The sequence below is a fragment of the Sphingobacterium zeae genome, from assembly GCF_030818895.1.
GTDB classification, from domain to species: domain Bacteria; phylum Bacteroidota; class Bacteroidia; order Sphingobacteriales; family Sphingobacteriaceae; genus Sphingobacterium; species Sphingobacterium zeae.
In genome coordinates, this window is record NZ_JAUTBA010000001.1 from 4,126,229 (window position 1) to 4,138,949 (window position 12,721).

The 12,721-nt window shown below is 38.8% G+C and carries 9 protein-coding genes and 1 other RNA gene; 5 read left to right on the forward strand and 5 right to left on the reverse strand.

The window, feature by feature from the left end; genetic code table 11:
- Positions 1-263: 263 nt before the first annotated feature.
- From QE382_RS17350 to QE382_RS17365, 4 genes are all read left to right on the forward strand, one after another.
- Positions 264-638 carry a hypothetical protein gene (locus QE382_RS17350; protein WP_307187031.1) on the forward strand — a complete coding sequence of 125 codons (375 nt, stop codon included), beginning with the start codon at positions 264-266 and terminating at the stop codon, positions 636-638.
- 65 nt (positions 639-703) lie between these two features.
- A complete protein-coding gene (locus tag QE382_RS17355) occupies positions 704-2,677 on the forward strand; it encodes a DUF3858 domain-containing protein (protein ID WP_307187032.1) in 1,974 nt (657 codons plus the stop codon).
- Positions 2,674-4,572, forward strand: coding sequence for a DUF3857 domain-containing protein (locus QE382_RS17360; protein WP_307187033.1), 1,899 nt, complete (start codon positions 2,674-2,676; stop codon positions 4,570-4,572). The genes QE382_RS17355 and QE382_RS17360 overlap by 4 nt, the downstream gene beginning before the upstream one ends.
- A 73-nt stretch (positions 4,573-4,645) precedes the next feature.
- Positions 4,646-5,311 (forward strand): HAD family hydrolase, encoded by a 666-nt coding sequence (locus QE382_RS17365; RefSeq protein ID WP_307187034.1) that lies wholly within the window; start codon positions 4,646-4,648, stop codon positions 5,309-5,311.
- A gap of 146 nt (positions 5,312-5,457) precedes the next feature.
- Here the strand turns inward: QE382_RS17365 and QE382_RS17370 are convergent, their stop codons facing one another.
- On the reverse strand, positions 5,458-6,849 hold the full coding sequence (locus tag QE382_RS17370; protein WP_307187035.1) for a sigma-54-dependent transcriptional regulator: 1,392 nt from the start codon (positions 6,847-6,849) through the stop codon (positions 5,458-5,460).
- Between the two features lie 67 nt (positions 6,850-6,916).
- Positions 6,917-7,295: RNase P RNA component class A (gene rnpB, locus QE382_RS17375), an RNA gene on the reverse strand.
- A 152-nt stretch (positions 7,296-7,447) separates the two neighbouring features.
- Between rnpB and QE382_RS17380 the strand changes: the two genes are divergently transcribed.
- The gene (locus QE382_RS17380; protein ID WP_307187036.1) at positions 7,448-8,461 is read left to right on the forward strand and encodes a helix-turn-helix transcriptional regulator; all 1,014 of its coding nucleotides are present in this window, start codon (positions 7,448-7,450) and stop codon (positions 8,459-8,461) included.
- Positions 8,462-8,570: 109 nt separating this feature from the next.
- Here QE382_RS17380 and QE382_RS17385 read toward each other — a convergent pair whose 3' ends face one another.
- The 3 genes from QE382_RS17385 to argS are packed head-to-tail and all read right to left on the reverse strand — an operon-like array spanning position 8,571 to position 12,642.
- Positions 8,571-9,716, reverse strand: a complete 1,146-nt coding sequence (locus QE382_RS17385; RefSeq protein WP_370877900.1) for a BaiN/RdsA family NAD(P)/FAD-dependent oxidoreductase — start codon at positions 9,714-9,716, stop codon at positions 8,571-8,573.
- 60 nt (positions 9,717-9,776) lie between these two features.
- Positions 9,777-10,856, reverse strand: a complete 1,080-nt coding sequence (locus QE382_RS17390; RefSeq protein WP_307187038.1) for an oxidoreductase — start codon at positions 10,854-10,856, stop codon at positions 9,777-9,779.
- Between the two features lies 1 nt (position 10,857).
- Positions 10,858-12,642: an arginine--tRNA ligase gene (gene argS, locus QE382_RS17395; protein WP_307187039.1), complete on the reverse strand. Its 1,785-nt coding sequence runs from the start codon at positions 12,640-12,642 to the stop codon at positions 10,858-10,860.
- Between the last annotated feature and the right edge of the window lie 79 nt (positions 12,643-12,721).

The window sequence follows — 12,721 nt, forward strand, 5'->3', positions numbered from 1 at the left end:
TGTCGATTCTATTTGGTGTGATATTAGGCTGCTTCTTAGGGGAGATTGTGTTTAACTTATTACAAGCCTAAACTCCGCATTACAAGCCTAAGCCCGTCATCATTGATATCGCGTTCTCTACTTGACAATCCCGTGAATTTTATGCGTAGAGATAATCCGCTTATTGCAGCTCTATAGATCAAACCAATAAGTTTCATATTCCTTGCCAAAAGTCAAATTATTTTTACTATATTGGGTATACCATTATAAATTTAAAAGGAGCTATGGAGACAAAAGCAGAATATCAGATTTGGGATACTATTGTGAATAGCGCAAAAACTAAATTCGATTATAAGCATATTCGTGCTATGTTTAAAAAAGAGGATGACGAAATAACCGATAAGTTTCTATTCCATATCATTGCAGGATTTGCCTGTGGTGAAAATCATCAGACTATCTCAACCAATCTTTTCAATGAATTACAAAGCATTCATTTTGAGTGCAATGAAGAACAGATCGATAAATTTATCGCTGATAAACACGTAAAATTCAGTCCTGAAATATACGCCACCTATCTTGCATTCTCTATGCTGGAGGATGGTGAAGATATCGATAATATCAACGAAATCATTAATAATCTGTTGCAACTAGATAAATAATTATACGGAAGTATCGTTTAATTTTGGCTAAAAACTTATATTCGTGAATTATTACACCTATAGTTATGCGCCAGTTTTTAACGCTATTTTTAATATTTTCTATTTATACAAATAGTATAGCCCAAACTTTTGACTTTGGTAAAGTTTCTATTTCGGATTTCTCGCGAACAGATTTGGATAGTAATGCCAATGCAATCGTGCTCAATGAATTTGGACGAAGTTCTGTTTTTGTTGATGATTATGATAATCGTATAAAACTTCAACATGAGTACCATGTAATTATCCGTATCAATAATAAAGAAGGATTTAAAAAAGCTAATTTTGAAATTCCCTCCTATAAACGCGGAAGTTACATCCGTGATTATTTTGACGAACTAAAGGCCGTTACTTATAATTTAGAAAACGGCAGAATCGAGAAAACGGAACTTGAAAACAAGAAAGTTTTCAGAGAAAACTACTCCGCCTATCTAGATCTAAATAAATTTACACTCCCGAGTATTAAAGAAGGATCTATTATTGAAGTATCCTATCGGACGTTGGAACAAGATTTATTCAATTTCAAAACATGGGAATTCCAAGATGATATTCCCAAAATACAAAGCCAATATATCGCCATCATACCTGCGTCTTTCACCTACAATGTGGTCTTACGTGGCCCTTATAAGCTTAGCGATCAAAAAGGTGAAGTATTGAAAGAATACATTTTTCTTGATGGATTACGAATGGATTGTTCTAAGTTGACCTATTCCATGAAGAATATTCCGGCATTTGTAGAAGAAGACTACATGACGTCTCCAACCAATTTCAAATCTGCCATCTATTATGAGCTTGAATCGATCTATTATCCGAGCACGGGTAGCAAGAAGACATTTAGCAAAACCTGGAAAGACGTCGATACAGATCTGATGAATGAAAAGGCGTTTGGTGGACAATTAAAAAAAACAGACCTATTTAAAACCAGTTTGACAACGATAGTATCGCCTACTGATACAAAATTAGAAAAGGCAAAAAAGATCTATGGCTATATCAATAAGCAAATAAAATGGAATAACTATTTAGGGAAATACGCCGAATCAGGTATCGAAAAAGCTTTGGAAAGACGGACTGGAAATATTGGAGATATCAACTTAGCACTGGTAACCGCCTTGCTGGCGGCTGATCTCGAGGCCTACCCGGTTATTCTTTCAACACGAAGAAAGGGTACTCCAAACGCCCTGTTTCCAGTGCTGTCTGACTTTGACTATGTGATCGCCTGCGTAGATATTAATGGGATAAAGTATAAGCTTGATGCCTCCAATGCATACTTACCTTTCGGTGAACTGCCCTTACAATGCCTGAATGAACGGGGAAGAATTATTTACTCTAAAAAGAGTTCCGATTGGTATCCGCTGACTGCTGAAGAATCTTCCGATGTAAACTATGTATTGGAGGGCACATTGAATGACCAATTTAAAATCAAGGGAAAACTGACTATCAGCAGTAAAGGAAACAAGGCACTATTAAAGCGCCAGCATATCGCTAAATTCAATTCTTTAGAAGAATACTGGGAAAAACTAGACGAGGAAATGCCCAATATCACCTTAACAAAATCAAGTATCCAAAATTTGGAGGATATTGATCAGCTATTAATAGAAGAATTTGATGTTACAATGGATGTCTCCAAACAGATGGGACAAGATGTACTGGTTTTGGCGCCCAATATTATTGATAGGATTTCCTACAATCCATTTAAGGCGCAGGAAAGAACTTACCCCGTCGATATGGGTTTTAAATCCAAGACCTTGTACTCAATCAAATTGACAATTCCTGATCAATATGAAATTGTCGAAAAACCACAAAATGCTTCTTTAGCACTCCCAGAGTCAGCTGCAAAATATAGATATGTGACACAAGTCGACGGTAATCAGCTTGAAATCCTACAGAGCCTGGTGTTTAACAAACCTATATTTTCAGTCGATGAGTATTTTTCGCTCAAAGAGTTGTATTCTCGTATCATTCAACAGCAAAAGCTAGACATAAAATTAACCGGTAAAAAATGAAAATCTTATTATTCGTCACCTTACTCTTACTTCCGATCTTCGCAATTGGGCAAGATAATTACGATGTCGCCAATATCCCGAGTGCATTAAAGAGCCGGGCAGTAGCAACTGTCCGTAATGATAAAACTGTGGTAGAAATGAAATCTCCTCAACAGGTGATTACGAGCATAACTTGTGCCATTACTGTTTATAATAAAAATGGAGATCGCTATGCTTCCCTCCCGGTCTATTATAGTAAGTCCAGCGAAATCAAAAATCTAAAAGGAGCGATTTATAATGAAATGGGGATATTGCAAAAGAAAATTGCAACGAAAGATTTCAAAGATATAAGCGCTGTGGACAACAGTACCATGTTTGCCGATTCACGGGTAAAATTATATGTCCCAGACTACCACAGCTATCCTTATACGGTGGAATACCAATACGAAGTGAAAAATAAACAAAATTTGATCATTCCATCTTGGACTCCTGAGGTGTCGAACAACGTTTCTGTGGAAAAAAGCAGTTTTCAATTTATTGCTCCCCTTGGCACCGAATGTCGAATTGAAACAAAGAACTATACAGGCAGCATCAAAGAAGAGAAAAATGAGAAAACCGAAAGCAAAACTTGGACTGTAGAACAGATTGCAGCAAGAAAGGATGAATCCTATGGCCCCAACCCCAATCTAAAAAGAACAAATGTGCTCATCGTTCCCAAAAACTTTATTTACTATGGTAAGGAAGGAAATTTCTCGGATTGGAAAGAGTTTGGCAATTGGGTGTCGAATAGCTTGTTGAACAAAAAACAAGATCTGACCGAAGCTTCCAAACAAAAATTTGTTGCATTGACCAAAAATGCCAGTTCAGACAAGGATAAAGCAAAAATTCTATACGATTACTTACAAAAAAACACACGCTACATCAGTATTCAGATAGGTATTGGCGGTTTGGAACCATTTCCTGCTTCAGAAGTGGACCGTCTGGGCTATGGCGATTGTAAAGCGTTAGTCAACTACATGCGAAGTATGCTGTCGGCCGTCAATATCCCTTCCTACTATTGCATCGTTGAAGCTGGAAGACGCAAAGAAAGCTTCAATAAAACCTTTGCAAATGCCCAAGATGGAAACCATGTCATCTTATGTATTCCATTCAAAAATGATACGACCTGGTTGGAATGTACTAGCCAAAACCTTCCCTTTGGTTTTCTGAGTGATTTTACAGACGATAGAGATGTGGTTGCCTGTACCGAAAATGGCGGTGTAATCATGCATACGCCGAAATACCTTAACTCCACTAATCTTCAACTTCGTTATGCTGACCTAAAACTTTCTGAAGACGGAAGCATCCAAGGGACCTTAAACACCAAGTTTTATGGAACCCAATATGAGAACCATATGGACGTGATTTTAGCCAACAATAATGATAAGAATAAGCTTCTCACGGAATACTACAATATTGACAATATTAATTTTGATCAGGTAAACTATATTGAACATAAGGAGGAAAATCCATTTATTGAAGAGAACCTGAATATTTTTGTTAAAAATTATGCTGTAAAAAATGGCAATAAACTTTTAATCCAACCTAATCTATTTAATATGCGTTCCAATATCCCTGAAAGCAAAAATAGAACAGAAGATATTTTCATTGAAAGAGGCTTTGTCGATATCGATAGCATTAGTATTGCGCTTCCAGAAAATATACTCAAAAACGTAACTCCTGAGAAGAAAATCATTGAGAAATCCTTTGGAAAATATGAATTTAAGTCAGAAATAAAAGACGATAAACTATTCACCTACAGAAAATTGGAACTTTTTGAAGGTAGCTATCCAGCCCATAATTATGAAGAGTTTTTCCAATTTAACAACGAGGTAAGCAGTTGTGATCGAGGACGCTTTAATCTCAGCTTCCTCTAACCGAAAGAAAATATTTACCAGATTATGAATTTATAACACCGGCCAAATAGGGCAATTATTGTATATTAGCTCAATGACAGAATACGCAGCGATATTTGACATGGACGGTGTCATCAGTCACACCAACCCTTTCCATGCCGAAGCTTTTAGAGCTTTTTTTAAAAAACATAATCTACAACAGGCTACAGAAGAGGAATTTGAACAGCATATGTATGGCAAGCATAATAGTTATATTATGCAACATTTCTTTAAGCGCCCGATATCTACTGAGGAACTGCGAATGCTTGAATTTGAAAAAGAGCAGCTCTTTAGAGTTATTTACAAGGAGCACGTAGCTCCTTGTAAGGGATTAATTGAGTTTCTAACTGAATTAAAAGAAAAGGGGTTTAAGCTTGCTGTGGCGACATCTGCTCCCCGTGAGAACATGGATTTAATTCTAGATGAATTAAAAATACGCCATCTTTTCTCTTCCACGTTAAGCAGCGAAGATGTAAAATTACATAAACCACATCCTGAGGTTTACCTAAAATCGGCAGAAAATCTTCAAATTTCAACCGATCGCTGTATAGTGTTTGAAGATTCTTTTTCGGGTATTACGGCAGCAAAAAATGCTGAAATGAAAGTTGTTGCCGTACTTTCAACGCACAAAAAAGAAGAGTTGCCTGTAAGCAACGATTATATCAACAATTATACGGAAATATCAGTAGCGCATGTTGAAGCCATTCTAAAGACACAGTAGCTAAAACTTTAGTTCACAATACTCCGGTTGTTGTTGGATGTATAAAAAAAGAGATTCCTTTGAGAATCTCTTTTTTTATACTGCTTCATCCAATTCGGCACAAAACCTCGCGGGCAGCTCATTGGATAAAATTTTATGTGCAGCGATTAATCTCTTTTCAGACCAAACTTTTCTATTTTACTATAGAGGTGACTACGTTGAATATCAAGGTCGTCGGCCGTTTTCGAAACGTTCCAATTATTTTTCTCCAATTTATATTTAATAAATTCCTTTTCAGCATGATCTTTATAATCTTGAAACGAATCAAAGGAGTCCATATCTAACCCATAATTTGTTGTACCTTTTTCATGGGCTACACTGTTTAACGGTTCGCGCGAAGGATTGGCAAAGGCAATGACATCTTTGTCGGTAATAGACTTGTCGCTCAAAATAATTAAACGTTCAATCATATTTCTTAATTCGCGAATATTTCCCGTCCAAGGAAGGTGGCTTAACTCTTTCATGGCTGCTGTAGTGATATCCTTAACGGGAATTCCGTACTCCATACAGATCTCTTCGCAGAAATTAGTAGATAATAAAGGGATATCATCAACGCGATCAACTAATGCAGGTACATGGATCAATATAACAGAAAGACGGTGATATAAATCCATTCTGAAATTACCATCCTCAATTTCTTTCAATAAGTCCTTATTAGTCGCAGCAACCACACGTACATTGACATCAATTTCTTTATCACCCCCCACTCTCGTAATTTTATGTTCCTGTAGCGCTCTTAATACTTTTGCCTGCGCCGAAAGGCTCATATCACCAATCTCATCTAAAAACAATGTTCCGCCACTAGCTTGTTCAAATTTTCCAATACGTTGCTTAATAGCCGATGTAAAAGATCCTTTTTCGTGCCCAAACAGTTCTGATTCAATTAATTCGGAAGGTATTGCCGCGCAGTTGACTTCAATTAATGGGCCTTGTGCGCGATTTGATTTCTCATGTAACCAACGTGCAACCAATTCTTTTCCTGAACCATTCGCTCCAGTAATCAATACGCGAGCCTCAGTTGGTGCAACACGGTCAATTGTTTCTTTAATACGTTTGATAGCCCCAGATTCACCTAATATATCTTTCGTTTTCGAACTGCTAACTTTTCGTTTCAGAACTTTAGTTTCGGTGACTAGGGAACTTTTATCCAATGCATTTCGAACCGTGATCAATAATCTATTTAGGTCCAGTGGCTTTTCTAAAAAGTCAAATGCTCCTTTTTTCGCAGCTTCAACAGCGGTTTCAATCGTACCATGTCCGGAGATCATTATGAAGGGAATATCTGGACTGCTTTGGTGGGCATCCGCCAACACTTCCATCCCATCCATCGTGTTCATCTTGATATCACACAGAACAAGATCTATTTTTTCCTTTTTTAAAATATCTAAACCATCCCGGCCATTGTCGACATCTAAAATCGTATAATCTTCATATTCCAAGATATCACGCAACGAACTTCTGATGGCGCGCTCATCATCAATGATTAAAATCGTACTCATAAATAGAGAATTATGCTATTTTTTCAATTATGAAAATCAATATAAGTTTTTTTTGGCAATTAGCGAAAAAGAAGCAAACCTTGTAAGCCGGGTTCTGTAGACCACCGAAGTGGAATTTCTATCATTTATCTAGATTTGCCATCGCTGACAAACTCAATCAACCTACCCATTACGAATTCCAATACATTGAAAGAAGACGAGCAGCCTTCGATTTTCGCAACCTATTTGGTCTTTCAACACACGAGGTTTACCGTAATGCATGTCACCATACAAGACCGTAAGCTCTTACCTTACGTTTTCACCCTTACTCCGAAAAGCGGTATATTTTCTGTGGCACTTTCTGTCTACTATTTCCATAGCAGCCTTCCCGTTAGGAAGCGTGTCGCTCTATGTTGCCCGGACTTTCCTCTCCTCTCAAACAGAGCAGCGATAGAACCAGTTTGCTTCTGCGCAAAAGTAGCTATTTTACTCGGATAAACCCGAATTTCTTTTCAATTTCGAAAAGTCCATTCATTTTGAATCACAGGCATAAAAATCTACGCAATTACCTTGCGCAGATAAAGAAAGTTTTTGTATTTTCAATCTATCAAAAAAAAGCATGGCTCTCAATAAACTAGCTCTTATACGTTATAAAACGATTGACCATTGTCTTCGTTTACGACATCGGAAATGGACCTTGGAAGATCTTATGGAAAAGGTTTCCGATGCACTTTATGAATTTGAAGGAATCAAAAATGGGATAAGTAAACGCACCATACAAGGTGATATTCAACTCATGCGTAGCAATAAGCTCGGCTACAATGCCCCTATTGTCGTCTCGCACCGCAAATTCTACACCTATGAAGATCCCAACTATAGCATTAGCAATTCACCGATTTCCGTCGGTGACATGCAAAAAATGAAGGAGGCTGTGGAGGTACTTAAGCATGTGAGCGGTTTCTCCAGCTTTGATGAAATGAGCGATATCGTCGCACGACTTGAAGATAGCATCCATACAAAAAAGGACAATTCACCTTCTATTATACAAATGGAAAGCAACAATCTGCTCAAAGGCCTTTCTTTTATCAGTCCACTGCATCAAGCCATTCGTGAAAAAACACCACTCCTGATCAGCTACCAATCGTTCAAAGCAACACAACAGCAGGATATCGTTTTCTCGCCCTATCTCCTAAAAGAATATCGTAACCGATGGTTTCTAATTGGTCACCATAAAAAGAGTGAAGGATTGATGACACTAGCGCTCGATCGGATCAATGCCATTGAGGAAATGGGTAAAAATTCATACAGGGAATATACAGGGGTCGATTTCGAACGTTACTTTTCGGATACCATAGGCGTAACGAAGACACAAAAGGACCGCGGACACCGGGTGATACTGCAAGTCAATGCAAAAAATGCACCTTATGTAGCAACAAAACCCTTACATGCGTCACAGCAGATTTTAGACAAAAAGGAGGATGGTTCAATCTTAATTCGTATCGATGTTGTACTTAACTTTGAACTGGAAAGAGAAATTTTAGGTTTTGGCGAATCCATTAAAGTACTCTCCCCAAGAAATTTACAAACGAGAATAAAACAGCGCTTGGCTGCTGCCTTACAACTTTATACCTAAGAATCTGTAGACAGACCTTTGGATAAAAAAAATGTATAGTATTTCAGTTCATTCTACCGGTTAGGTGATTTTCCCATATAGATGGGAAGCATTGTCACCTTCAAAAAGGCTAAATATCTTTAGCAATGGCATAACCACTAGCCCAAGCCCATTGGAAATTATAGCCGCCCAGCCATCCGGTAATATCCACGGTTTCTCCTCCGAAATAAAGGCCTTCAACTTTTTTTGACATTAAAGTCCTGGGATGAAGCTCTTCCGTTGATACTCCTCCACGCATGACCTCGGCTTTATCATACCCCTTATCTCCCGCAGGTTTTACCTTGAAGCGATGGATCGTGTCGACAATCAATTTCGCATCAGCTTTACTCAGTGAGGCGATTTTGGTATCCAATACCAGGAATTTTCCAAGAGCATCAACCAATTTCCTCGTAAAGTGATCGTTCAACAATTGGGAAACAAATCTTTTTCCGCCGTATTGGCGCTCCTGTTTAATCAAATTTTCCAAATTAAAATTAGGCAACAAATCAATCGTAATCTCCATTCCAGGCCGCCAATAACTTGATATCTGAAGAATTGCGGGTCCGCTTAATCCCCAGTGCGTGAAGAGAATATTCTCTTCAAAAGACATTCCGGCAACAGATACCTTTGAGAATACCGAATTTCCAGCTAAGGAACTATACCAATCGGCATCTTTTCCTGTTATGGTCAGCGGTACTAATGCAGGAGCTGTACCGACCACCTCCAAACCAAATTTTTTGGCTAGGCGTAAACCAAAGTCTGATGCGCCAAGCTTTTGAACCGGAAGTCCTCCCGAAGCAACGATAACTTTTGGGCTATGATAGTGGGATTCACCTGCTCCATTTTCTACTGTTACAACAAAACCTTCGGCATTTCTCTCAACAGATTTCACCAAGGTATTTAAAGCAATATCCTGATCCGTTTCATATAAAATTTTAGAAAACACAGCAACAATATCTTTTGCTTTATTTGTTAGCGGAAATAGCTGCCCCAAGGTCTTCTCCTGCCCCACAATGCCATAGCTTTCAAAAAACACAACAGTATCCTCCACAGTCCATTGCCTGAACACGCTATGCAAAAAATCTGGATTTTCAGAAATGAAATTTGCTGGGCCAGTACCGGTATTGGTATAATTACACCTTCCTCCTCCGGAAATCAAGATCTTTGCACCGACTTTATCATTTCGTTCCACCACTAAAGTCTTCTTTCCAAACAGTCCTGCCTGTGCTGCACACATTAATCCACAGGCTCCACCTCCAATAATTATAGCATCGTATTTTCTACTCACAGCGGCGTTCTAATAAGCAATCAATGTGTTTTCAACGGATACAACTTTTCGTTCCAATTGACTCCGATATCCCAGTTCAATGATCTGAATAACATCTCGAGCCTGTTCTGCCGATGCAATCAAATCAGCTTTTCCTAATATTGTATCCGCCACGTTCTGATAAAAATCGGGATAAGATCCTATTTCGGAAGGAATAACCTCTTCGATATCTTTACCTTCTTCCACAATATTAAGCTTACCGTAGAGACTTGGATCCTCTTGCCCCCAGTTTGGATCCTCATCCGGGAATTTACCATCCCGTAATAAGGCTTCCTGTGGATCAATACCATATTTCACAAAATTTCCGTTCATCCCAAAGATACGATACCGTGGCGTAGGTTCTTTTGCAAGCATGGAACCTTTCAGCGATACCCGCAAATTATCATAGTACAATAGGCAGTCGAAATTGTCAATCGTCTGGGCGTGATCCCGTTGGATGGCCAAATCAGCAAAGACTCCATTTGGCTTTCCAAATAATTGCAGCGCCTGGTCGATGAGATGTGGTCCTAAATCATAAAATATACCAGAGCCCGGCAAATTTTCCTCACGCCAGGCGTTAGGACGCAGGTAATTACGGAAACGATCGAACCGAGATTCTAGATTCACAATCCGGCCCAATCTCCCGCTTTTTACCATTTTCTCAACAGTCCGATAATCGGAGTTGAACCTTAAATTATGATAGGGTGCCAAGATCAGATTTTTCTCCTTTGCCAAAGCAATAAGTTCATCTGCTTGTTCGACACTATTGGTAAATGGCTTTTCAACAACAACGTGTTTTCCTGCCTCCAGTGCACGTTTTGCAAACGGATAATGCATTTCATTGGATGTTGCAACTACGACAAGATCAATGGTTGTATCGTTAAAAATATCGTCTGCACACAAGGCAATTTCCGCATGCGGATAGCGTTCCTTAAGCAAACTCTGCTGATCAGCTTTGCGTGCCGTCACCTTGACAAGATCCAGTTCCATAATCGAACGCATCACGGGGGCATGAAAAACTCGACCTGAAATTCCAAAACCAATGAGTCCTACTCGAATTTTCTCTATCATATTACATTCTTTCAGGCACTTGGATACCCAATAAATTCATTCCTTTTGCAATAACCCTCGCTGCGGAAGCAGATAAGTGCAACCTAAAGTTTTTAACATCGTGATCGTCCGCTTTCAAGATGGTTTCCTCATGATAAAATTTATTATAAATCTTGGCTACTTCATAAATATAATTCGCCAACTGGGCAGGGCTGAACTCTTGTGCTGAGGCTTCAATAGTCTCTGGAAATGCCCCCAGTTGCTGAATCAAATCACGTTCGTAAGAAGAGATCGTTGCCGGTACAGAAACCGCACTGTCAAAATTGAATTCAGCTTTACTTAAGACAGATTTAATACGTGCATGTGTATATTGAATAAACGGACCTGTATGTCCTTGAAAATCGACGGACTCATTGGGATCAAACAAGAGACGTTTTTTGGGATCTACCTTCAATAGAAAATATTTAAGCGCCCCCATTCCAATCGTATCATAAAGAGCTGCTTTGGATGCTTCATCCAATCCTTCCGTCTTCCCAAGCTCTTCAGTCCGTTCCTGCGCAGTTTTAAGCATCTCAGCCATCAAATCATCCGCATCAACAACTGTTCCTTCCCTTGATTTCATTTTACCAGATGGAAGATCGACCATTCCATAAGACAAATGGAACAAACCTTCAGCCCAGGCTTTACCAAGTTTTTTTAAGATTAAGAACAATACCTTGAAATGATAATCCTGCTCGTTACCCACCACATAGATAGATTCACTCATTTTGAACTCATCATACTTTAGTTGAGCTGTCCCCAAATCTTGGGTGATATAGACAGAAGTACCGTCGCCACGAAGCACAAGCTTCTGATCCAATCCTTCGTCTGTTAGATCAATCCAAACGGAGTTATCTTCTTTCTTGAAGAAAACGCCTTTGTCCAAACCTTCTTCAATAATATCTTTACCTAACAAGTAAGTATTCGATTCATAATAATATTTATCAAAATCGACCCCTAATTGCTTATAGGTCTTTTCAAATCCAGCATATACCCAGCTGTTCATAGTTTTCCAAAGTGAGATCACCTCTTCATTACCGGCCTCCCATTGTTGCAACATCGCTTGGGCTTGCTTCATCAAAGGCGCATTTTTCTTTGCCTCATCTTCGGTTTGCCCTTCAGCCTTCAATACCTCGATCTCCTTTTTATATTCTTTGTCAAAAACGACGTAATATTTTCCGACGAGGTGATCTCCCTTCATCCCGGTAGATTCAGGCGTTTCACCGGAACCAAATTTCTGCCAGGCCAACATCGATTTACAAATATGGATACCACGGTCATTCACCAAATTCGCTTTGATCACCTCATAACCATAGGCCTTCAGAATTTCGGCTACGGAGTATCCTAATAAATTATTCCGAATGTGGCCTAAATGCAGCGGTTTATTCGTATTAGGAGAAGAGTATTCCACCATCAGTTTTTTTCCATTTGCTGGAAATACGCCAAAGTCCTTCGCAGTGATCGTCTGGTTCAGCAAAGTGATCCAGTAAGCATCAGAAAGAACAATATTCAAAAACCCTTTGATCACATTGAAATCCGATATTTCAGCGATATGCTGTTGCAAATAAGCACCAATTTCTCTTCCGGTTTGTTCCGGAGAAGATTTCGAAAAGCGCGTTACCGGAAAAGTTACGATCGTAATTTGTCCTTCAAACTCCTTTCGGGTAGCTTGTAAAGCAATTTGATTTTCTAAAATATCTGCATTGTAAAGCTCTTTTACAGCCTGTACAGTGACTTCAACAAGTCGCTTTTGAATAGAATTTGCCATTTAATGATTTTGTAATTTTTACAACTTCCTGATAGTGAATTGGAAATAAATAACATTCCTTATTTAGGTATTCACCATT